The organism is Streptomyces africanus (assembly GCF_030816955.1).
Lineage (GTDB): Bacteria > Actinomycetota > Actinomycetes > Streptomycetales > Streptomycetaceae > Streptomyces > Streptomyces africanus.
The window spans coordinates 3983077-4002646 of the sequence record NZ_JAUSYP010000001.1; the positions used below are offsets into that span (position 1 = coordinate 3983077).

25 protein-coding genes are annotated in these 19570 nt (G+C 72.4%); 11 read left to right on the forward strand and 14 right to left on the reverse strand.

All coding sequences use genetic code 11. The annotated features are described in order from the left end of the window. The first annotated feature begins 91 nt into the window (after positions 1–91). Positions 92–511 carry a nuclear transport factor 2 family protein gene (locus QF034_RS18380; protein ID WP_307176003.1) on the forward strand — a complete coding sequence of 140 codons (420 nt, stop codon included), beginning with the start codon at positions 92–94 and terminating at the stop codon, positions 509–511. 3 nt (positions 512–514) lie between these two features. On the opposite strand, the gene QF034_RS18385 is transcribed toward QF034_RS18380, so the two are convergent. From QF034_RS18385 to QF034_RS18395, 3 genes are read right to left on the reverse strand one after another with little or no spacing between them, the layout of a single operon-like run. After that, positions 515–832: an SCO4225 family membrane protein gene (locus QF034_RS18385; protein WP_370880814.1), complete on the reverse strand. Its 318-nt coding sequence runs from the start codon at positions 830–832 to the stop codon at positions 515–517. Between the two features lie 47 nt (positions 833–879). Beyond that, complete coding sequence (locus QF034_RS18390) at positions 880–1557, reverse strand: response regulator (RefSeq protein WP_307176004.1); 678 nt, start codon at positions 1555–1557, stop codon at positions 880–882. Beyond that, entirely contained in the window at positions 1554–2675 is a 1122-nt protein-coding gene (locus tag QF034_RS18395) for a sensor histidine kinase (protein ID WP_307176005.1), read from the reverse strand. The genes QF034_RS18390 and QF034_RS18395 overlap by 4 nt, the downstream gene beginning before the upstream one ends. A 112-nt stretch (positions 2676–2787) precedes the next feature. Here QF034_RS18395 and QF034_RS18400 point away from each other — a divergent pair, with 112 nt between their 5' ends. After that, positions 2788–2976, forward strand: a complete 189-nt coding sequence (locus QF034_RS18400; RefSeq protein ID WP_307176006.1) for a hypothetical protein — start codon at positions 2788–2790, stop codon at positions 2974–2976. Positions 2977–2978: 2 nt separating this feature from the next. Here QF034_RS18400 and QF034_RS18405 read toward each other — a convergent pair whose 3' ends face one another. Then, a complete protein-coding gene (locus QF034_RS18405; protein ID WP_307176007.1) occupies positions 2979–3710 on the reverse strand; it encodes a YqeB family protein in 732 nt (243 codons plus the stop codon). A gap of 109 nt (positions 3711–3819) precedes the next feature. Then, complete coding sequence (locus QF034_RS18410; protein ID WP_307176008.1) at positions 3820–4263, reverse strand: DUF2000 domain-containing protein; 444 nt, start codon at positions 4261–4263, stop codon at positions 3820–3822. A 49-nt stretch (positions 4264–4312) separates the two neighbouring features. On the opposite strand from QF034_RS18410, the gene QF034_RS18415 reads away from it, so the two are divergent. Then, positions 4313–5131, forward strand: a complete 819-nt coding sequence (locus QF034_RS18415; protein WP_307176009.1) for a helix-turn-helix domain-containing protein — start codon at positions 4313–4315, stop codon at positions 5129–5131. Here QF034_RS18415 and QF034_RS18420 read toward each other — a convergent pair. Together QF034_RS18420 and mshA are read right to left on the reverse strand one after the other, a co-directional pair. Next, a complete protein-coding gene (locus QF034_RS18420; RefSeq protein ID WP_307176010.1) occupies positions 5109–5618 on the reverse strand; it encodes a type III secretion system chaperone family protein in 510 nt (169 codons plus the stop codon). The two genes, QF034_RS18415 and QF034_RS18420, sit on opposite strands and share 23 nt — an antisense overlap. Beyond that, positions 5611–6948 carry a D-inositol-3-phosphate glycosyltransferase gene (gene mshA / locus QF034_RS18425; protein WP_307176011.1) on the reverse strand — a complete coding sequence of 446 codons (1338 nt, stop codon included), beginning with the start codon at positions 6946–6948 and terminating at the stop codon, positions 5611–5613. Before mshA ends, QF034_RS18420 begins: the two co-directional genes overlap by 8 nt. 339 nt (positions 6949–7287) lie before the next feature. On the opposite strand from mshA, the gene QF034_RS18430 reads away from it, so the two are divergent. The 4 genes from QF034_RS18430 to QF034_RS18445 all read left to right on the forward strand — a co-directional run bounded on the left by QF034_RS18430 (position 7288) and on the right by QF034_RS18445 (position 11500). After that, on the forward strand, positions 7288–7713 hold the full coding sequence (locus QF034_RS18430; protein WP_307176012.1) for a CPCC family cysteine-rich protein: 426 nt from the start codon (positions 7288–7290) through the stop codon (positions 7711–7713). Between the two features lie 30 nt (positions 7714–7743). Further along, complete coding sequence (locus tag QF034_RS18435) at positions 7744–8565, forward strand: class I SAM-dependent methyltransferase (RefSeq protein ID WP_307176013.1); 822 nt, start codon at positions 7744–7746, stop codon at positions 8563–8565. 203 nt (positions 8566–8768) lie between these two features. Beyond that, positions 8769–9866, forward strand: coding sequence for a C40 family peptidase (locus QF034_RS18440; protein ID WP_307176014.1), 1098 nt, complete (start codon positions 8769–8771; stop codon positions 9864–9866). Between the two features lie 284 nt (positions 9867–10150). Beyond that, the gene (locus QF034_RS18445) at positions 10151–11500 is read left to right on the forward strand and encodes a PP2C family protein-serine/threonine phosphatase (protein ID WP_307176015.1); all 1350 of its coding nucleotides are present in this window, start codon (positions 10151–10153) and stop codon (positions 11498–11500) included. 33 nt (positions 11501–11533) lie between these two features. Here the strand turns inward: QF034_RS18445 and QF034_RS18450 are convergent, their stop codons facing one another. The 5 genes from QF034_RS18450 to QF034_RS18470 all read right to left on the reverse strand — a co-directional run bounded on the left by QF034_RS18450 (position 11534) and on the right by QF034_RS18470 (position 15660). Further along, positions 11534–11866 (reverse strand): DUF2516 family protein, encoded by a 333-nt coding sequence (locus tag QF034_RS18450; protein WP_307179914.1) that lies wholly within the window; start codon positions 11864–11866, stop codon positions 11534–11536. Positions 11867–11983: 117 nt separating this feature from the next. Continuing rightward, positions 11984–12625, reverse strand: a complete 642-nt coding sequence (locus QF034_RS18455; protein ID WP_307176016.1) for a hypothetical protein — start codon at positions 12623–12625, stop codon at positions 11984–11986. Positions 12626–12714: 89 nt separating this feature from the next. Further along, positions 12715–13332: a helix-turn-helix domain-containing protein gene (locus tag QF034_RS18460; protein WP_307176017.1), complete on the reverse strand. Its 618-nt coding sequence runs from the start codon at positions 13330–13332 to the stop codon at positions 12715–12717. A 267-nt stretch (positions 13333–13599) separates the two neighbouring features. Then, positions 13600–14598 carry a type I glyceraldehyde-3-phosphate dehydrogenase gene (gene gap / locus QF034_RS18465; RefSeq protein WP_307176018.1) on the reverse strand — a complete coding sequence of 333 codons (999 nt, stop codon included), beginning with the start codon at positions 14596–14598 and terminating at the stop codon, positions 13600–13602. Between the two features lie 105 nt (positions 14599–14703). Beyond that, positions 14704–15660 carry a GlxA family transcriptional regulator gene (locus tag QF034_RS18470; RefSeq protein ID WP_086562993.1) on the reverse strand — a complete coding sequence of 319 codons (957 nt, stop codon included), beginning with the start codon at positions 15658–15660 and terminating at the stop codon, positions 14704–14706. Positions 15661–15719: 59 nt separating this feature from the next. Between QF034_RS18470 and QF034_RS18475 the strand changes: the two genes are divergently transcribed. Next, positions 15720–16244 (forward strand): AAA family ATPase, encoded by a 525-nt coding sequence (locus QF034_RS18475; RefSeq protein WP_307176019.1) that lies wholly within the window; start codon positions 15720–15722, stop codon positions 16242–16244. A gap of 71 nt (positions 16245–16315) precedes the next feature. Here QF034_RS18475 and QF034_RS18480 read toward each other — a convergent pair whose 3' ends face one another. Continuing rightward, on the reverse strand, positions 16316–16684 hold the full coding sequence (locus QF034_RS18480; protein ID WP_307176020.1) for a VOC family protein: 369 nt from the start codon (positions 16682–16684) through the stop codon (positions 16316–16318). Positions 16685–16789: 105 nt separating this feature from the next. Here QF034_RS18480 and QF034_RS18485 point away from each other — a divergent pair, with 105 nt between their 5' ends. Then, a complete protein-coding gene (locus tag QF034_RS18485; RefSeq protein WP_307176021.1) occupies positions 16790–17617 on the forward strand; it encodes a hypothetical protein in 828 nt (275 codons plus the stop codon). Here the strand turns inward: QF034_RS18485 and QF034_RS18490 are convergent. Then, entirely contained in the window at positions 17538–18191 is a 654-nt protein-coding gene (locus QF034_RS18490; RefSeq protein WP_307176022.1) for a class I SAM-dependent methyltransferase, read from the reverse strand. The two genes, QF034_RS18485 and QF034_RS18490, sit on opposite strands and share 80 nt — an antisense overlap. Before the next feature lie 149 nt (positions 18192–18340). On the opposite strand from QF034_RS18490, the gene QF034_RS18495 reads away from it, so the two are divergent. Continuing rightward, positions 18341–18910, forward strand: a complete 570-nt coding sequence (locus QF034_RS18495) for a DUF2269 family protein (protein ID WP_307176023.1) — start codon at positions 18341–18343, stop codon at positions 18908–18910. Positions 18911–18978: 68 nt separating this feature from the next. Then, the gene (locus tag QF034_RS18500) at positions 18979–19566 is read left to right on the forward strand and encodes a TetR/AcrR family transcriptional regulator (RefSeq protein WP_307176024.1); all 588 of its coding nucleotides are present in this window, start codon (positions 18979–18981) and stop codon (positions 19564–19566) included. Positions 19567–19570 lie beyond the last annotated feature (4 nt).

Here is a 19570-nt window from a genome sequence, read left to right on the forward strand (position 1 = left end):
TTCAAGGCGGGAAGACCCGACCGCCTGCACGTCCCCGTCCTTACCTCCGACGTAATCGACGGGCCTTCGGCGTCCCGGCAGGCTGGCTCCCATGACACCCACCAGCACCGCGGACGCCACCCGCGCCACCGTCCAGAAGTTCCTCGAACTCCGGCTCGCCGGCGACACCGAAGGGCTCACCGGGCTCTTCGCGGACGAGGTCGACTGGATGCTGGCCGAGAACCCCGGCGTTCCCTGGATCCGGCCTCGGTCCACGGCCGCCGAATGTGCCGCTCAGGCCGATGAGTTGGCCGAGTACACCGTACCGGAAGACGCCCGCGCGTCCATCGACACGATCCTCGTCGACGGTACCGACGCCGTTCTGACGGGGCACCTCTCCGGGACCGTCCGTGCGACCGGCAAGTCCTTCTCGGGGCCCTTCGCGCTGCGGCTCACCGTCGAGGGCGGGCGGATCACCCGGCACCATCTTTACGAGAACAGCGCGTCGATCGCCGCGGCGTGCACGCCCTGAGATCTAGTTCGCGCTGTTGCCCCTGCTCAGCGCCCGGGCGCACATGCCGATGATCAGGGCGTTCGCCAGCGCCCCGAGCACGACGGCGGCGACGAGCATCGAGCCGTGGTCCGGAAGTGCCAGGAGGACCAGGCTCACGGGGGCCGTCGCCAGGAGCGGGATCACCCCCGCCATCGACTCGTCCGAACCGTCGGCCAGCGTCACCGCCAGCGCCCAGGCCAGCAGGATCGCGCAGACGGCGAGGTAGACGAGAGCGGCGGGATGGCGCAGTGCGTGGGCCGCCATGCGGGAGAGCGAGCGGCCGGGAGGTGCAGCTGTCACGGTGGGACTCCTCGGTCGGGATGGTCATCCAGGTGGTCATCGGGTCGTCAAAGGTGCGTGCCGGGCTGGTTCGGGCGGGCCAGGCCCAGGTCGTACGCGAGGATCGTGGCCTGGACCCGGTCCCGTAGGCCGAGTTTGCGCAGGAGCGCGTTCACGTGGGACTTCACCGTGCCGACGGTGATGCCCAAGGTGTCCGCGATCTCCCCGTTGTTGAGGCCCGCGGCGACCAGGCCCAGGATGTTCCGCTGGCTCGTGGTCAGGGTGTTCAGTTCGTGGGGGCCGCCGGCGGTGCGAGGGCCCGGGCCGGACGCGTAGTGGGAGATCAGGCGACGGGTCGCCGACGGGGCCAGGACCGACTCGCCCGTGGCCACCACCCTGATGCCCTGCAGGAGTTCGAAGGCGTGGACGTCCTTGAGGAGGAAGCCCGAGGCACCGGCGCGCAGGGCGTCGAAGACGTAGGCGTCGAGGTCGAAGGTGGTCAGGACCAGGACCCGGGGGGCGTTCTCCCGGGCGGTGATGATGCGGGTGGCGGCGATGCCGTCCAGTTCGGGCATGCGGACGTCCATGAGGACGACGTCGGGCGAGAGGTCTTCGGCGAGGCGCACCGCTGCCACACCGTCGGCGGCTTCGCCCACGACCGTCATGTCGTCCTCGGCGTCGATCACCGCCGCGAAACCGGCCCGTACGATGCCCTGGTCGTCGACGGCCAGCACCTTGAGGCTCATCGCTCGGTCTCCTCTTCTGCGGACAGGGGCAGGCAGAGGCGGAGCGTGCTGCCTCCCGGGCCGGTGGTGAGAGTGCCGTCGAGTGCCTTGACCCGGGTTTCCAGGCGCCGGCGGACGGCGGGCTCGGCTGCGGCGGTCACCCCTGTGGCCGTGAGGGTCAACGTATCGCCGTCCGCGTCGAGTTCGAGCAGGGCCGGCCGTGTACCGCCGGCCGCCAGCAGCGTCTCGGCCGCGTGGTAGGCGGCCAGGTCCACCGCCGTTGGCAGACGCTCGGGCACGCGGTCCGTCAGGCGTATCTCCACGTCCCTGCCCGTCGCCCGGCACTGGTGGGCCAGCAGGTCGAGGGCCTGGAGGGTGGGCTGCGGTCGTAGGTCGGGGGCCGGATCGCCCTCCCTCACCGTGTCCAGCAGGGCTCGCATCGCTGCCAGGGCCTCGCGTGCGCGGTCAGCTGTCGCGTCGAGGTGCCCCGCCTCCGCCTCCGCGATCATGTCGGCGGTGCGTGCCAGGACGGTGGTCTCCAGGCCGGTGGCGATCCGGCGGCGTTCGGCCCATGCTTCCCGGACGGCCTCTTCGGTCCAGGTGGCCAGGCGTTCGTCTTGTGCGCTGCGACCGGCCGCGTCGTGCCGGCCGCGCAGCGTTCCGTACCAGTGGGCCGTGCCGGCCGCCAGAGCCGCTCCGGCCGTCGCGCTCGCTCCGACCGCCCAGGCGGGGAGCGTCGTACCGCAGTCCAGGACGGCGGCCGTCGCGGCTGCCGCGTGCACCGGCACTGCCAGCAGAACGCTCGGGAAGCGACCGGACGTCGGGTCGGCACCCCCTCGTGCCGCCCTCACCACGAGCGCCGTACAGGTCGCGATCAGGCTCAGCAGCGGCGGAAGGAGCACCGGCCCGGTGTACCCGCCCGCCTGCATCGCCGGCGGCCACAGCAACACCAGCCCGAGCAGGACCCCGTAGGCAGCCCTGGGCGCCCGCGCCAGCCACAGCAGTGCCACCGCCTGGGCGGCGGCCAGCAGTGCGAAGAGGACTCCGGCGGACACCTGGGACCCAGGCGTGGTTTCGGAGGACCGGATCACCAGCACCGGGAGCAGTGGCTGCCCGGCCAGACCGGCAGCGGCGGTCAACTGTGCCAGGCGGTAGGTCCGGGGAACGGTTCGCTCGGCCGACCCGGTGTTCCGGCCGGGCAGGACCGCCCTGACCTCCCAGCCCCCTTCCGCTGTCGGGCCGCTCGTCAGCGTGCCCCCCGCCTCCCTCGCCCGGGACCGCAGGAAACCCTGGCCCCGGCCCGAGCCGAGGGTGCGGGCCACCAAGGAGGAGGCGGCCGAGCTGACCACCGGCACCTGGTACGTCTCGGCGCTGGCGACGGGCGAGGACGGCGACACGACGTTCGTGCCCCAGGCCGCCGCGTTCGAGGTCACCCGCTGACGTCACCCGCCGACGAGCCGCCAGTACTGCCGCTTCTCCTCGTCCCGTACGACCACGCCCAGCCGCAGCAGTTCGCGGCGCAGCTCACGGGCGTCCTCGGCGTCGTCGTCGCTCTTGCGGGCCTGGGCGCGGGCCCGCAGAAGGGCGTCCGCGCCCTCGGGGAGACCGGGGGTGCCGGGGACCCAGCGGCGGAACTCGGCGCGGTACGGGTCCTCCTCCGCCCAGCGGTAGCCGTGCCCGGCGAGGGTGTCGGCCAGGCGGGGCCAGGGCAGGCCGCAGTCCTCCCGGGCCAGTTCCATGCCGTCGGGGGCCAGCACCACGAGTTGCTTGCCGTCCCTGCACAGCACCGCGATCTCCTCGCGGGTGAACTCCCGCGTGCTGTCCCTGATCGTCAGGGCCAGGTGTGTGTCGCAGACGCGGACCGACAGCGACTCGTGCGCGGCGGCGAGGCCCAGCAGCAGGCCGCCGAGTGCGCCCACCGCGACCGTGCCGAGGGTGAGGGCGGGTTCCGGGATCGAGGTCAGCAGTTCGGCCGGGCCCTCCAGCGGTGCCCACGGCAGCTTCAGCAGCAGGCGGGCGAGGAGCGGGAGCACGGCACCGATGCCGACGCCGCAGGCCACGCAGAAGAGTGTGATCGCCCAGGCCGACTCGGCCAGTTGCGTGACCTCGCCCGTGCCCGTGCCCGTCGGCGGGACGGACTTCTTCCCCATCTGAACGTGCCTCGCGTCCTCCATGAGGCGAGTCTCGGCGGGCGGGCCATGCGCTGTCGTCAGCCGTTGGTCTACACGTCCGCGACTTTGGTCGCCGGGCGCGTCCACGCCCCGCCTCACGGCCACGCCCGCCTCACGGGTGCATCCGCGCCCCCTTCACCACCTTGTCCACCGCGTTCTTCGGGCCGTAGACCGCGAGGCCGACCAGATCCAGGTCCGCCGTGGGCACCGACCGTACGGCCGCGCGGTTGTCGCGGTCGTTGCCCGTGGAGAACAGGTCCGAGGTGAAGATCGCGCGGGGCAGGGAGCGGGACAGGGCGCGGGTGTGGGCCGTGGTCAGCGTCTCCTTCGTGGTCTCGAAGACCAGGACCGGCTGGCGGAACATCGGCAGGTAGGGCACGCCGTCCGCGTCCTCGTACGGCTCGCCGATCACCTCGGGGACCTGCGTACCCAAGCCGCTGACCAGAAACGACGTGACGTTGAGGCGCTGCCAGGGTTCCAGGTCGGCGCGCAGCAGTACGGCGATCTTCGTGTCGAAGCGGATCGGCTCCGGGGCCGGTTCGGTGTGCGTGTTCATGATGCGAGCGTGCCCGGCGGCACTCGCCGGGGTCTTGTACGTTTTTTGCATGGCTTCCCAGCCCGCCCGGATCGTGTCCGCCTGGCGGCCCGCCGTGCCCGGTGTCGTCGAGGTCTTCCACGCCCGCTTCACCGAGTACGCCTACCCGATGCACGTCCACGACGCCTGGACGCTGCTGATCGTCGACACGGGCGCCGTGCGGTACGACCTCGACCGGCACGAGCACGGCACCCCGCACGACACCGTGTCGCTGCTGCCGCCGCACGTGCCGCACAACGGCTCCCCCGTCACCCCGGAGGGCTTCCGCAAGCGGGTGCTGTATCTCGACGGGACGTATCTCGGGGACGAGTTGATCGGGGCCGCCGTCGACCGGCCGGACCTGCGCGATCCGCTGCTGCGGAAGCGAGTGGGGCAGGTGCACGGCGCGCTGCTGCGACCCGGGGAGGAACTGGAGGCCGAGAGCAGGCTGCTGTTCGTCGGGGAGCGGCTGCGCGGGCATCTGCGGGACGAGAGCGACAAGCCCCGTCCGGCGGATCCCGTTCTCGCGCGGCGGCTGCGGGAGTTGCTGGACGAGCGGGTCGTGGAGGGGGTCGGGCTGCAGGAGGCGGCCGGGCTCGTCGGGGCCCATCCCGCCCATCTCGTACGGGCGTTCAGCGGCGCCTACGGCATCGCCCCGCACCAGTACCTGACGTCCCTGCGCGTGGGCCGCGCCCGGCGGCTGCTGCTCGAAGGGCGCTCACCGGGAGAGGTGGCGGCCGAGACCGGGTTCTACGACCAGTCGCACCTCACCCGGCACTTCCGCAAGCTGGTGGGCGTGCCGCCCGGGCGTTACCGGGAGGGGCGGCCTACCGGTCGGGACGTTGGGTGAGGTGGGTGAACGCGTCCAGGTTGCGCGTCGACTCCCCGCGGGACACCCGCCAGTCGTACTCCTTGCGGATCGCGGAGGCGAAGCCCAGCTCCAGGAGGGTGTTGAAGCTGCCGTCGGAGGCCTCGAGGACCTGGCCGAGCAGGCGGTCGATCTCGTCGGCGGTGACGGCGGACAGGGAGAGCCGGCCGGTGACGTAGACGTCGCCGTGCTGGTCGACGGCGTAACTCACGCCGTAGAGCTTGAGGTTGCGTTCCAGGAGCCAGCGGTGGACGCCCTGCTCGTTCTCGTCGGGGTGGCGGATGACGAAGGCGTTGAGCGACAGGGAGTGGCGGCCGACGATCAGGGAGACCGTCGTCTTGAGCTTGCGGGTGCCGGGGAGCTGCGCCACGTAGGTGCCGGGCTGGGGGCTCTCCCACTCCAGGTCGGCGTCCTTCAGCACTCCCTCGACGACCTGTGCCGCACGCTGTTCCAGATCGGTTTCACCCATGCTGCGAGCGTACGCGACGGCGGTGCGCCTGCATCGCGGCCGTGTACACGTCCGCCGTGGTGGCGGCCGAGGTGTCCCAGCCGAAGGACTGGGCGTGACGGGCGGCCTGGCCGCCCAGCCGGGGCGACAGCTCCGGGTCGTCGGCGAACTCGCGCAGCACGCGCGCGTAGTCGGCGGGATGGTGGCCGCGCACCAGGAAGCCGGTGTGGCCGTCGCGTACGGCGACCGGCAGACCTCCGACCGAGGCCGCCAGCACGGGAGTGCCCGCCGCCTGCGCCTCTATGGCGACCAGGCCGAACGACTCGCTGTAGGAGGGCATGACCAGGACGGAGGCGGCGCGGAACCAGTCCGCCAGCTGCTCCTGGCCGACCGGCGGGTGGAACCGTACGACGTCCGCGATGCCGAGGCGTGCCGCCAGCTTCTGCAGGCCCTCGGGCTTGGCGAGGCCGCTGCCGCTGGGGCCGCCGACGACGGGGACGAGGATGCGCGAGCGCAGCTCGGGGCGCTCGTCGAGGAGGACGGCGACGGCGCGCAGCAGCACGTCGGGGGCCTTCAGGGGCTGGATACGGCCCGCGAAGAGCGGGATCAGTGCGTCCTGGGGCAGGCCGAGACGGGCCCGGGCGGCGGCGCGGCCGTCGGCGGGCGAGAAGCGGCTGAGGTTGACGCCCGGGTGGACCACGGCGACCTTGTCGGTGTCGGCCGCGTAGTGCCGAACCAGTTCGTCGGCCTCTTCGGTGGTGTTGGCGATGAGGCGGTCGGCGGCGGCGACGATCTGGGTCTCGCCGATGACGCGGGCGGCCGGTTCGGGGGTGTCGCCGTCGGCCAGGTTGGCGTTCTTGACCTTGGCCATGGTGTGCATGGCGTGCACCAGGGGGACGCCCCAGCGCTGGGCGGCCAGCCAGCCGACGTGGCCGGAGAGCCAGTAGTGGGAGTGGACCAGGTCGTAGTAGCCGGGGCGATGGCCGGCCCAGGCCTGCATCACGCCGTGCGTGAAGGCGCAAAGCTGGGCGGGGAGGTCCTCCTTGTTGAGGCCCTCGTAGGGGCCGGCGTCGACGTGCCGGACGAGGACGCCGGGGGCGAGCTCGACGGTCGGCGGGAGGGCGGCCGAGGTCGCGCGCGTGAAGATCTCGACCTCGATGTTGATCGCGGCGAGGCGCTGCGCGAGCTCCACGATGTAGACGTTCATGCCGCCGGCGTCGCCGGTGCCCGGCTGGTGGAGCGGGGAGGTGTGTACGGAGAGCATGGCCACCCGGCGGGGCCTTCGGTGCAGCCGGAGGCGCGCGGGCGGTGACGCGGAGCGCCGACCGAGCCTGCCGATGTACTGGCTCACGTGGCGTTCCTCCTCGCTCGGGGCATGCCTTTCGCAGAGCGCACGGCGCCCTCCGACGGTGTCCAACACCGGAGGGACATACTCCATTTCCCGATTCGGGAGTTTTACCGAATCATTACCGCTGGTCGCTCAACCGTTCGAAAGTGAGGGTGTCCGGGTGCATCGGCCAACGGAACGTGCCCCCGCCCGGCCCGCGGGTCTGAGGCGGCAGCCCGGCCGGGAGCACCAGATCCACGGCGCGCCCGCCTCAGGCGGGGCACCGGCCGTCGGGGAGGCGGAAAAGGCGGGGCGGCGGAAAAGGCGGGGCGGCCGGGTCGCGGGATCCCTACCCTCGCAGGCATGACTGGCACGACAGGCACACGGCATCGCCCCGCACCGCCGCCTCCGCCCGAGGAGCTCCTCCCCTGCCCGTGCTGCGGCCACCGGACCCTCGGCGAGCTGTGGGCCTACGAGATCTGCCCGGTCTGCTACTGGGAGGAGGACCCCTTCCAGCTCCGCCATCCCACGGCCGGCTGGGGCCCCAACCACGGACTGAGCCTGATCGAGGCGCAGGCCAACTACCGGCGGATCGGTGCCGTGACTGAGGAGATGCGGCGCCACGTACGGCCACCGCGCGACGACGAGCCGCTGGACCCGGGCTTCCGGCCCGCCGACCCGGACCGGGACCCGTTCGAGCAGGGGCTGGCCCACGATCCGATGCCCGGCGACCTGACCGTCCTCTACTACTGGCGTCCCACCTACTGGCGGCGGCACCTCGCCCCCTGACAGGGGCAGAGGCCCCTTAATCTCGTACGCATGACATCCCGCGCCGCCGCCCGCCGCCCCGTGGGCACGGTGACGCGCGGGACGACCAACCCGAACCGTCTGCGCCGCATGGACCGCTGGATCGCGGCCACGCACGGCTCCGAGCTGCGCCGTGCCGCCGACCCCGTGGCCGTCGACCTCGGGTACGGCGCCGCCCCCTGGACGGCCGTCGAACTGCTGCACCGCCTGCGTACGGTCGCCCCACGCGCGCGCGTGGTGGGCGTCGAGATCGAGCCGGCCCGGGTCGCGGCGGCGCTGCCGTACGAGCGGCCGGGGCTCGTCTTCCGGCACGGCGGTTTCGAGATCCCGATCCCGCAACGGCCCCTGCTGGTCCGCGCGGCGAACGTGCTGCGGCAGTACGCGGAGGGCGAGGTCGAGGCCGTCTGGCAGCGGCTGTGCGGGCGGCTCGCGCCGGCCGATCCGGCGACCGGCGTGCGCGGCGGGCTGCTGGTCGAGGGCACCTGCGACGAGATCGGACGCCGGCACGTCTGGGTCGCGCTCGGTCCGGAGGGACCGCGCACGGTCACCTTCGCGACCCGACTCGGCTCCCTGGAACGCCCCTCGGACCTGGCGGAACGCCTGCCGAAGGCGCTCATCCACCGCAACGTCCCGGGCGAGCCGGTGCACGCCTTCCTGCGCGACTTCGACCGCGCCTGGGCCGCCGCCGCGCCCTACGCGTCCTATGGCGCCCGCCAGCGCTGGATCCGGGCGGTACGGGACCTGACCGCCGACTGGCCCGTGGCGGACGGGCCGGTGCGGTGGCGGCAGGGCGAAGTGACGGTGCGGTGGGAGGCGTTGGCACCGCGGGGCTGAATCCGCCCGGACCGGCCCGGCCCGGCCCGCCGGGAACGATCTCTTTGAGTCGTTCGTCACACAGGCGGGAGATCGCCATGCCGGGGGCATATCGGGGAGGGGACTGCGGGAAGTATTACCCCTGTCGCTTCGCGCGCCGACGTGGCAGCATCCCCAGGCGTACCGAATGTTACTGACGGTTAATCAGCTTTGGGGGCTGAGGTATGGGACCGGGCAAGCGTGGCCTGATCGCGACGGCCGTGACCGTGGTCTGCGCGCTCACGGTGCTGGCGGCACCGGGCACGGCGTTCGCGAGCCCCGGGCCCGCACCCACACCGGCACCCACCCCGAGCGCGGGCGCCACGCGCGCGCCCGGCAAGGACCTGGAAGCCGTACGCGAGAGGCTCGACAAGCTCTACCGCGCCGCGGCCCGGGCCACCGACGAGTACAACGCCGCCGAGGAGAAGGCCGACAGGCAGTCCGCCGAGCTCGTCAAGCTGGCCAAGAAGATCGTCAAGGGCCAGGAGAAGCTGGCGAAGCTGAAGGACCGCGCGGGCGCCTCGGCCGCCGCCCAGTACCGCGGCGGCGGACTGCCGCCCGAGGCCCATCTGATGCTGAGCGACGATCCGCAGGAGTTCCTCGACGGGGCGGGCCGGGTGCGCCAGGGCCAGCACGCGGCCAAGGGCCTGATCGGCGAACTGACCCGCACCCAGGAGGACTTGGAGCGGTACGCGCAGGACGCCTCCGCGCAGTGGAAGAAACTGGAGGCGGGCCGCAAGGCCAAGGCCGCCGCGCGGAAGAAGGTCGAGAAGCAGATCGCGGAGGCGGAGAAGCTCGAGTCCGAGCTCCAGAAGGAGGAGCAGGAGCGCCTCGCCGAGCTGGAGAAGGAGGCCGCCGGCAAGGCGCAGACCGCCTGGCTCGACTCCGGCATCCTCGACGAGATCAGCGGAAAGGCCTCCGAGCAGGGCAAGAAGGCCGTCGCGTACGCCACGGCCCAGATCGGCAAGCCGTACCAGTGGGGCGCCGAGGGCCCGAAGACCTACGACTGCTCCGGGCTGACCTCCCAGGCCTGGATTTCCGCCGGCCGCGGCATTCCGCGCACCTCGCAGGAGCAGTGGAAGCAGTTGCGGCACATCGACATCCAGGACATGCGGCCCGGCGACCTCATCATCTACTTCGACGACGCCAGCCATGTCGCGATGTACGTCGGCGACGGGGCGATCGTGCACGCCCCGCGGCCCGGGCGGACGGTGACCCTCGCGGGGGCCGGGTCGATGCCCATCCTCGGGGTGGTACGACCGGACGCCGCCGACGCCGACTGAGCGGGGGAAGGCACCGCCCCATGGGGTCACGCGGCCCTGACCACGTGACCCAGCCCACCCCGATCCGCCACCAAACCGCGCGCTGACGTGACGTTCGTCATCCCCGCAGCATCCCGGCGGTGTCCAACTGGGGCGCATATCGCGGCATATGACACTGGCCGATGGCTCAGCGGCGTGGCTCACACCATTCCAATGGGGCGCCGACACCCGCTATGGTCCCGGTCGGTGGGTCGAGGTCCCTCGCCCCCGCCATGCCCTCGGGGGGAGGGAAGGAACCCAAGACGATGCCCGTACCCATACCGCGGCAGAGAGCGATCCCGGCCGTGGAGAGTGGTCAGGCGCAGGCCGAGTCCCGCTGCGACGGCACCGCCGAGCAGTCCGCCAAGGACGCCTCGGCAGCCACCCCGCGCACGCCGGACACCGCCGGGAACATCACGGACAAGGTGGAGAACAACACCGCCCACACGAATCTGACCCTGCTGCTGATCGAGGACGATCCGGCCGGTTCGCCGATCGTGCCCGACATGCTCGATCAGGCAGGCAAGCCGATCCGCGTCCGCACGGCCCGCAACCTCACCGAGGCCGGGCGGCTGCTGACCGACGACGTCCACTGCATCCTGCTGGACCTCGCCCTGCCGGCTCCGGGCCGCAGCGACTCCGACGACGAGCTCGCCGTGCTCAAGCACGTGCTGGAGCTCGCGCCCCGGCACGCCGTCCTGGCGCTGACCGCCTCGGGTGACGCCGAGCGCGGCGCTGAGGCGGTGCGCGTGGGCGCCCAGGACTATCTCTTCCGCGACGAGCTGGACGGCCGGCTGCTGAGCCGGGCGATCCGCTACGCGGTGGAGCGCAAACGCTCCGAGTCGGCCGAGCGCCGGCTCGCCGAGGGCCGGCTGCGCGCCCAGGAGAACCGCCGCCTGGAGCGCGGTCTGCTGCCGACCCCGCTGCTGGACGGCTCCCCGCTCCGGTTCGCCGCCCGCTACCGCCCGGGCCGCTCGCGCGCCCTGCTCGGCGGCGACTTCTACGACGTCGTGCGCACACCGGACGGCACCGTCCACGCCATGATCGGTGACGTCTGCGGTCACGGCCCGGACGAGGCCGCCCTGGGCGTGGAGCTGCGGATCGCGTGGCGCGCGCTGACGCTGGCGGGCCTGTGCGGCGACCAGCTGCTGGGCACGCTCCAGCAGGTGCTGGAGCACGAGCGGGCCGATGACGAGATCTTCGCGACCCTGTGCACGGTGGACATCGCACCGGACGGCCGCCGCGCCGGCCTGTGCCTGGCGGGCCACCCGTCGCCGCTGCTGGCCCGCCCGGGCAAGCCGGCCCGCCTGCTGCCGTACGACAACAACGGCCCGGCCCTCGGACTGCTGCCGGGTGCCCGCTGGCCGCGCATGCAGGTGGAGCTGGGCGCCGAGTGGAGCCTGATGCTCTACACCGACGGCCTGATCGAGGGCCATGTCGGCGAGGGCCGGGAACGGCTCGGCCAGGAGGGCATGACGGAGATGGTGCGCCGCCAGATCGCCGAGGGACTGCGGGGCGAGGAGCTGCTGCGGGCGGCGGTGAACGAGGTGCGCAAACTCAACGGTGGCGAGCTGACGGACGACGTGGCGGTACTCCTGCTGGACCGGGTGCCGTAGCCCCGGCCGGCTCCCGTGCTGCTGCCGGGGGTCTTACCGGCCGCCGTTCCAGGGGCCGTACGGGCCGTCGCTGCTGGAGCCGCGGCGGCTGCGGCCGCCGCCGGGGAGCGCGCGGATGGCGGGGCGGACGTCGACCATGTACACGATCGTCGCGATGAGACCGATGATCGGCAGGAACGACAGGATCGGGAAGAGCAGGTTCACCACGAAGGCCAGCCCGAGGATGATCATCCAGAACGGCTTGGTCTTCTTGTCGGCCGCGCGGTAGGCGTCCTCACGCCGCACGGCGGCGTCGAACAACGCGAAGCCGCTGAAAATGATCAGGGCAATGCTCAGAAGCCACATGAACCCTGCGAAGCCCTGCATCAGCACTACGTCCACCACCTGACTCGGCTCGTCCCTACGCGGTCACCGTACCCGTACAACGGGCCGGGCACCCCCAGGGTGCCCGGCCCGTGTGATCGCTGTGCGCCCTGCGCCGTCCTACTTGGCCGGCGGGGTGGTCTTCTTGGCGGTGGGCTTGCGCGCCGGGGCCTTCTTGGCGGGGGCCTTCTTCACCGGAGCGGCCGTGGCGGCGGCGGGCTTCGCCGGCTCCTCCTTGACCTCCACCGGCTGGGCCTTCGGCTCGACGGCCACGGCCAGCTCCTCGACGCCCTCGGCGACATCCTCGATACCCTCGGCGGCCTCGCCGCGCCAGGTGCGCACGGCCTGCTCGCCGTGCTCGGCGACCTTCTCGTAGGTCTCGCGGGCCTTGACGGCGTACTCGGCGGCCACGCCGACCCCGCGCAGCGCGAAGTCCTGGGCGGTCTCGCCGATCTTCTTCAGGTCCGCGTCGATCGTGCTGCCGAGCTTCTTGATGTCGACGTCGATCGAGCCGATGAACTCCGTGACCTTGGTCTGCAGGGTCTCCTGCGTCTCCTTGACGCGGGCGGAGGCCTTCTCCTGGACGGCCTTGGGGTCGGTGTTGCGTACGGCGTCGATCCGCGCGGGGGCCTCGGAGCGCAGCTGCTCCACCAGGGCCGGCACCTTCTTGGCCTGCTGAAGGGCGAGGTCGGCGGTGCCTGCGGCGAAGTAGAGCGGCGTCGGGTCGCTGAGGGTCTTGCGCAGGTCGTCGGTGATGGCCATGGTGATGGTCCTCCCGGATTCTTTTTCGCTTGAGGGTTCGGCTGAGGGTGGTGTGATCCGCAGCGGTACGGCCGGTGCCCTGGTCCGGCTCAGCCGGCCGTCTGCTGCGGGTCGGTGTCGCTGCCGCCGGTGGTCTTGCGGGTCCGGCGGGCGGCGGACGTACCGCCGGTGGTCTTGCGGGCGCGACGGGCGGGCGACGGTGACGTACCCGGTGACGCGGACGCGGCGCCGTCGCCGCCGTCGGCCGTGCGGGTCCGTCGTATCTCGGTGCCGGCGTGCGGGGCGCCCCCGTCTCCGTCTCTGTCCGCCGCGTCCTCGGCGGCCACGAGGTCGACGACCGCGGAGCCGTCGCCGGTCCCGAACCCGTTCTCCTTGCGGAAGGACTCGTAGATCTGCAACAGCACCTGCTTCTGCCGCTCGTTCAGCGTCGGGTCCGCGAGGATGACGGCACGCGTCTCGACCTCGTCCCGGTCCCGCTCGGCGTCGAGGATGCCGGCCCGGACGTACAGCGTCTCCGCGGAGATCCGCAGGGCCTTGGCGACCTGCTGCAACACCTCCGCGCTCGGCTTGCGCAGCCCGCGCTCGATCTGGCTCAGATACGGATTGGACACCCCGGCGGCGTCGGCGAGCTGCCGCAGCGACAGCTGCGCGTTGCGCCGCTGTTCGCGCAGGTAGTCACCGAGATTGCCGACGTTGAGCGATGCCATGACTCCACAGTGCCGCACCCCGCTAACTATTGCAAGCACCCGCTTGCAAAAGTGCGCCACACCACCCGAGAGGTTCGCCTGGTGTCACCAGCCCGGGATCTTCCCGCTCCGATCTAGTCCTGCGGAGAGTCGGCAAGCACCATGTGGCAGTCCGACCAAGCAGGTTGGCTCAGCAGGGGCTGGACACCGCCGCTGGGGACTCCCTCACCCCGCTCGCCCGGGTCTTCGCAGGACAGCCGGGGGCGGGACACCACCCCCGGCGCCCGGTCAGCCCCTGGCGAGCAGCTCGAGCGTGTCGATCACGCGGTTCGAGAAGCCCCACTCGTTGTCGTACCACGCGACCACCTTGACGTGGCGGCCGTCCACGCGGGTGAGGGCCGAGTCGAAGATCGACGAGGCGGGATTGCCCGTGATGTCGGACGACACGAGCGGGTCCTCCGAGTACTCGAGGACGCCGGCGAGCGGCCCCTGCGCCGCGGCGCGGTACGCCGCCAGCACGTCGTCGCGTGTCACATCGCGGGCGACGGTCGTGTTGAGTTCGACGATCGAGCCCACCGGCACCGGGACGCGGATCGAGTCGCCCGACAGCTTGCCGTCGAGGTTCGGCAGCACCAGGCCGATCGCCTTGGCGGCGCCGGTCGTGGTCGGCACGATGTTGACGCCGGCGGCCCGGGCGCGACGGGCGTCGCGGTGCGGACCGTCCTGCAGGTTCTGCTCCTGCGTGTAGGCGTGCACCGTCGTCATGAACCCGTGCTCGATACCGGCGAGGTCGTCGAGCACCTTGGCCAGCGGCGCGAGCGCGTTGGTGGTGCAGGAGGCGTTCGAGACGACCGTGTGCACGGCCGGGTCGTAGGCGTCGGTGTTGACGCCGAACGCGAGCGTGACGTCGGCGCCGTCCGACGGCGCGCTGACGAGTACCTTCTTCGCGCCCGCGTCGAGGTGGGCCCGGGCGGCCTTGGCCGAGGTGAAGCGGCCGGTGGCCTCCAGGACGATGTCGACGCCGAGTTCGGCCCACGGCAGCTGTGCCGGTTCGCGCTCGGCCGACACGGTGATCCGGCGGCCGTCGACGACGAGGGCGTCCCCGTCTGCGGTCACCGGGCGCCCGAGCCGGCCGGCCGTGCTGTCGAAGGCGAGCAGCCGGGCGAGCGTGGCGGTCTCCGTCAGGTCGTTGACGGCGACGATCTCCAGGGCGCTGTCGCGCTCCAGCAGGGCACGCAGCACATTGCGTCCGATGCGGCCGAATCCGTTGATGGCGATGCGAGTCATGAGTGATGTCCCTTCCCTCCCCACCAGGCTCGCCCGCGGCCGGCGCCCCTGACAGTGGCGGGAACGCCACGGTTCAAAAGGATCCCGCCACGCGCTGTCCGGGGGCTACTCGCCCCGGGTGAAGGTGCGCCGGTACTCGCTCGGTGTGGTGCCGAGGATGCGCTGGAAGTGCAGGCGCAGGTTCGCGCCGGTGCCGAGCCCGATGTCGGCGGCGATCTGCTCCACGCTGCGCTGCGAGCGCTCCAGCAGTTCGCGGGCCAGGTCGATGCGGGCGCGCATCACCCACTGCATCGGCGTGTAGCCGGTCTCCTCGACGAAGCGCCGGGAGAACGTGCGCGGCGAGACGCCGGCCTGCCGCGCCAGGATGTCGAGGGTGAGGGGCTCGCCGAGCCGGTGCAGCGCCCACTCGCGGGTGGCGGCGAACCGTTCGCCGAGCGGTTCGGGGACGCTGCGCGGCACGTACTGGGCCTGGCCGCCGCTGCGGTAGGGGGCCGCGACCAGACGCCGGGCCGCGTGGTTGGACGCGGCCACGCCGAGGTCGCCGCGCAGGATGTGCAGGCACAGGTCGATGCCGGAGGCGGCGCCGGCCGAGGTGAGCACGCTGCCCTCGTCGACGAACAGCACGTTCTCGTCGACCTTGACGAGCGGGTGCCTGGCCATGAGCGCCCGCGTGTAGTGCCAGTGCGTCGTGGCGCGCCTGCCGTCGAGCAGGCCGGTGGCGGCGAGCGCGAAGGCGCCCGTCGAGATGGCGGCGAGCCGCGCGCCCCGGTCGTGGGCGGCGATCAGCGCCTCGACGACGGCCTGCGGCGGGTCGTCGCGGTCCGGGAACCGGTAGCCGGGGACGAAGACGATGTCGGCCCACGCGAGCGCGTCGAGACCGTGCGCTACGGAGTACGCGAGGCCGTCGCCGCCGGTCACGAGACCGGGTGTCGCCCCGCACACCCGCACCTCGTACGGCATGCTCGCGCGGGTCGTGAACACCTGCGCGGGAATGCCGACATCGAGCGGCTTCGCACCCTCCAGCACGAGGACGGCGACGCGATGCAGGCGGGGTGCGGGCACAGGAAGAGGTTACGTGGATGTGCCGTGGACACGCCCGTCAGCCGCTAGCGTGGGGCCGCATGATCGTATGGCTCAACGGCACCCACGGCGCGGGCAAGACGACGACCAGCGCGCTCGTGCAGCGGCTGCTCCCGGATTCGCGGGTGTTCGACGCCGAGAAGGTCGGCGAGACGCTCATGGACATCAAGCCGGGGCTGCCCGAGACGGACAACTTCCAGCACTGGCCGCCGTGGCGGCCGCTCGTGGTCGAGACCGCCCGCCGCGTCCTCGACTACACCGGCGGCACCCTGGTGATACCCATGACGGTCCTGGTCGAGCAGTACTGGCGCGAGATCAGCGCGGGCCTTGCCCAGCACGCCATTCCGGTCCGGCACTTCGTCCTCCACGCCGACCAGGACACCCTCCGCGGGCGCATCGCCGGCGACACCGTTGTCGGCCCCAACTCCTCGTTCCGTCTCCAGTACCTCGAGCCCTACGCCGAGGCGGCCCGCACCTGGCTGCACGCCGAGGCGGAGGTCGTCGACACCACGCACCTCACGCCCGCCGAGGCCGCCCAGCGGATCGCGGAGGCCGTCAAGAACTGAGGTCCCCCGCCGCACCCACCGTCCTCGCCCCGATCACCGGCCGGCGAAGTCTGAGTCAGGACACGTCAGCCTCAGCCTCCGACGATGCAGAAGGGATGCCCCGCCGGATCCGTGAGCACGCGCCATCTGCTCTCGTTCGGCTGCTGCTCCGGCCGGCCCGCTCCCAGCTCCAGCAGCCGGGCCTCGGCCTCCTCCAGGTCCACGACCCTGAAGCAGCAGTGCAGTTGCTGGGGCACGTGCTGGCCGGGCCAGTCGGGAGCCCGGTAGTCGTCGACCCGCTGAAAGCCGAGGGAGAGTCCGTCCCCGCCGCCCAGAGAGGCGAAGTCGGCGTTCGACCTCGGGTGCGGTTCGAGGCCGGTGGCCGCCTGGTAGAACGCCGCCAGCGCGAGCGGATCAGGGCAGTCCAGGGTTATGGCGCTCAACTTCATCTGCACGGACATGCCGCCTCCTGGCCGATCGTCGGGTGGACCCTCGCGATCACCCTAGAAGCGCCCCGCCCCAAAATCGTTCGACTGACAGGCCGTTCGCAGCCATGATCCGCACGCATGACGACTTCACCGCAGTTCCTGGTCCGGGCCGCCGCCCGGAACAACGCCGAGTGGTGTGCGGCGATGTGCCGGGCGCACGGCGTGGCGAGTGAGTTCGGGGAAGAGGCGTGGGCCGCCGCGCGACGGGCGCCGGTCTACTACCCCGACGCGGTGACGCTGGAGCCGGGCGCCGACCCGGACGCGCTCGTGGCACGGGTCGACACGGGCTCGCCCGGTGCCTCGGTCAAGGACAGCTTCGCCGATCTCGATCTGACGGGGGCCGGTTTCCGGGTGCTGTTCGAGGCGCGGTGGATCCACCGTCCGGCGGGTGCGGCAGGGCCCGCCCGCGCCCCCGGGCCGACGGATCTGGCGTGGGACGTGGTGCGCGACCCCGACACCCTGCGTGCCTGGGCACTGGCCTGGGACGACGGCGCCGGGCACGCGGACCTCTTCGGGGACGGGCTGCTCGCCGGCCCGGAGACCTTCGTGATCGCGGGACGGTCGGGTGACGGGCGCGTCGTCGCCGGGGCGGTGGCCACCCGTAGCGCGCACGTGGTCGGCGTCTCCAACGTCTTCGGGCGGGACGGCGGGCCCGACGCGGCCTGGCCGGGCGTGCTGCACGCGCTCGGCCGGCTCTTCCCCGCCCTGCCCGTGGTCGGGTACGAGAGCGGCGACGACCTCAAGACCGCCGTCCGGCACGGCTTCGAGCCGGTCGGCCCGTTGCGGGTGTGGCTGCACGCACGTAGCGGCGGGCCCCGCCTGGAGGCTACCGCGGCTTGTACGCCAGGAACGTGCCGGTCTGCCGCTTGGTCCCCTCCTCCGGCTCCTGCACCACACGCGTCGTGACGACCAGCCCGGCCCGGTGGAGCAGTTCGGCGATCCGGTCCGGCGGCAGCAGGTACGACTCGTAGGACACCGGGTGGTCGCCGTAGGCGTGCGAGGGGCGCAGGTGCTCGCCGCCGCCCACCGGGCCGGCCAGCATCAGCCGGCCGCCGGGCGCGAGGGTGCGGTGGAACTCGGCGAACACGGTCGGCAGCCACTGCGGCGGGGTGTGGTGGGTGGAGTAGTACGCCAGGATGCCGCCGAGTTCGCCGCTGCCGGTCTCCAGCGCGGTCATCGAGCCGACGGTGAAGCGGAGATCCGGGTACGCCTTCCGGGCCAGTCCGACCATCTCCGGCGAGACGTCCACGCCGAACACCGGCACGCCGAGGGCGGCCAGATGGGCCGTCACCTTGCCCGGGCCGCAGCCCAGATCGGCCACCGGCCCGGGGTGCGGCGGCCGGACGAGCTCGGCGAAGGCGGCCAGCATCGCGCGCGACACCGGGTCCAGCTCGGCCGGCTCCTTGACGAGCCGGGCGTAGTCGGCGGCGACGGTGTCGTAGGACTCTCGGACGGCGGTGAGGTGGGAGGGCTCGGTCATGCCGTGAAGGTAGACGACGGGGCTGACAGGGCCGGGCTGTCACGCCGAGCGAGCACCTGCCGGTCCCCCGCCCGTACTCCGACGCCAGTACGCCGCTTTACTCCCGCCGTCAGACGCCACCGCCACCCCCCGCCCGGCACGGTGGCAGCGTGAAGCCGAAGCAGAAGTCACACTCGATTCCGACACTCGGCCGCCCGGCGCGCCGGGCCGTTCTCGTCGTCCACGTCATCGCCTCCGCGGGCTGGCTCGGGCTCACGCTCGGGCTGCTGGCCCTCGGGAGCACCGCGGCCTCCACCGGGTCCGCCGTGACCGTGGAGTCGTCCGTCCGGGCCATGAAGCTCTTCGCCGACTGGCTCCTGCTCCCCGTCGCGTTCCTCACGCTGCTCAGCGGACTGGTGCTGTCCCTGGGCACGCCGTGGGGACTCGCCCGGCACCGCTGGGTCTGCACGAAGTTCTGGCTGACCCTCGCCACGGCCACCGCCACGGTGTTCGCCCTGCGCCCCGCGGTGAACTCGGCGGTCACCGCCGTCGCCGCGGGCGGGCCCCTGCCCGATGCCGGTGACGTGCTGTTCGGGCCGGTCGTCTCGCTGTCCGCCTACGTCTTCATGACGGTGATCTCCGTCCTGAAGCCCTGGGGCCCGACCAAACGGGGCAGGAGGCTGCGGGCACCCGCCCGGCGCGCCCTCCAGGACGCCCAAGGCGGCATAAGGCTTCCCTAACAGCTTTATGATTTGCCTAATACCCTTAGGCAACTGCACACTACCTTCCGGCAGAAGGGAGTGGCCGTATGGCACGCGTAGGACTGACACCGGAACGCCTGACACAGGCAGGTGCCGAGCTGGCCGACGAGGTCGGCTTCGAGCAGGTGACCGTCTCGGCGCTCGCCCGCCGGTTCGACGTCAAGGTCGCGAGTCTGTACTCGCACGTGAAGAACTCCCAGGACCTCAGGACCCGGATCGCCCTGCTGGCGCTCACGGAACTCGCCGACCGGGCCGCCGACGCCCTGGCCGGGCGGGCCGGCAAGGAAGCCCTGGCCGCCCTCGCGAACGTCTACCGCGACTACGCCCGGGAGCACCCCGGCCGTTACGCCGCCGCCCAGCTGCGGCTCGACCCGCAGACGGCGGCGGCGAGCGCAGGCGTCCGGCACGCGCAGATGACCCGGGCGCTGCTGCGGGGCTACGACCTGACGGAACCGGACCAGACCCACGCGGTCCGGCTGCTGGGCAGCGTCTTCCACGGGTACGTCAGCCTGGAGATGGGCGGCGGGTTCAGCCACAGCGCTCCCGACACCGACGACACCTGGGCCCGGATCCTCGACGCCCTCGACACGCTGCTGCGCAACTGGCCCGCACCCCCCACCGACCCCCGAGGCTGACACC

Excerpts from the sequence above, each read along its gene's own strand:
- QF034_RS18380 (WP_307176003.1), top strand. The coding sequence starts at position 92 with ATGACACCCACCAGCACCGCGGACGCCACCCGCGCCACCGTCCAGAAG.
- QF034_RS18390 (WP_307176004.1), bottom strand. The coding sequence starts at position 1,557 with ATGAGCCTCAAGGTGCTGGCCGTCGACGACCAGGGCATCGTACGGGCC.
- QF034_RS18405 (WP_307176007.1), bottom strand. The coding sequence starts at position 3,710 with ATGGAGGACGCGAGGCACGTTCAGATGGGGAAGAAGTCCGTCCCGCCG.
- QF034_RS18410 (WP_307176008.1), bottom strand. The coding sequence starts at position 4,263 with ATGAACACGCACACCGAACCGGCCCCGGAGCCGATCCGCTTCGACACG.
- QF034_RS18415 (WP_307176009.1), top strand. The coding sequence starts at position 4,313 with ATGGCTTCCCAGCCCGCCCGGATCGTGTCCGCCTGGCGGCCCGCCGTG.
- QF034_RS18420 (WP_307176010.1), bottom strand. The coding sequence starts at position 5,618 with ATGGGTGAAACCGATCTGGAACAGCGTGCGGCACAGGTCGTCGAGGGA.
- QF034_RS18430 (WP_307176012.1), top strand. The coding sequence starts at position 7,288 with ATGACTGGCACGACAGGCACACGGCATCGCCCCGCACCGCCGCCTCCG.
- QF034_RS18435 (WP_307176013.1), top strand. The coding sequence starts at position 7,744 with ATGACATCCCGCGCCGCCGCCCGCCGCCCCGTGGGCACGGTGACGCGC.
- QF034_RS18440 (WP_307176014.1), top strand. The coding sequence starts at position 8,769 with ATGGGACCGGGCAAGCGTGGCCTGATCGCGACGGCCGTGACCGTGGTC.
- QF034_RS18445 (WP_307176015.1), top strand. The coding sequence starts at position 10,151 with ATGCCCGTACCCATACCGCGGCAGAGAGCGATCCCGGCCGTGGAGAGT.
- QF034_RS18450 (WP_307179914.1), bottom strand. The coding sequence starts at position 11,866 with ATGCAGGGCTTCGCAGGGTTCATGTGGCTTCTGAGCATTGCCCTGATC.
- QF034_RS18455 (WP_307176016.1), bottom strand. The coding sequence starts at position 12,625 with ATGGCCATCACCGACGACCTGCGCAAGACCCTCAGCGACCCGACGCCG.
- QF034_RS18460 (WP_307176017.1), bottom strand. The coding sequence starts at position 13,332 with ATGGCATCGCTCAACGTCGGCAATCTCGGTGACTACCTGCGCGAACAG.
- gap (WP_307176018.1), bottom strand. The coding sequence starts at position 14,598 with ATGACTCGCATCGCCATCAACGGATTCGGCCGCATCGGACGCAATGTG.
- QF034_RS18475 (WP_307176019.1), top strand. The coding sequence starts at position 15,720 with ATGATCGTATGGCTCAACGGCACCCACGGCGCGGGCAAGACGACGACC.
- QF034_RS18480 (WP_307176020.1), bottom strand. The coding sequence starts at position 16,684 with ATGTCCGTGCAGATGAAGTTGAGCGCCATAACCCTGGACTGCCCTGAT.
- QF034_RS18485 (WP_307176021.1), top strand. The coding sequence starts at position 16,790 with ATGACGACTTCACCGCAGTTCCTGGTCCGGGCCGCCGCCCGGAACAAC.
- QF034_RS18490 (WP_307176022.1), bottom strand. The coding sequence starts at position 18,191 with ATGACCGAGCCCTCCCACCTCACCGCCGTCCGAGAGTCCTACGACACC.
- QF034_RS18500 (WP_307176024.1), top strand. The coding sequence starts at position 18,979 with ATGGCACGCGTAGGACTGACACCGGAACGCCTGACACAGGCAGGTGCC.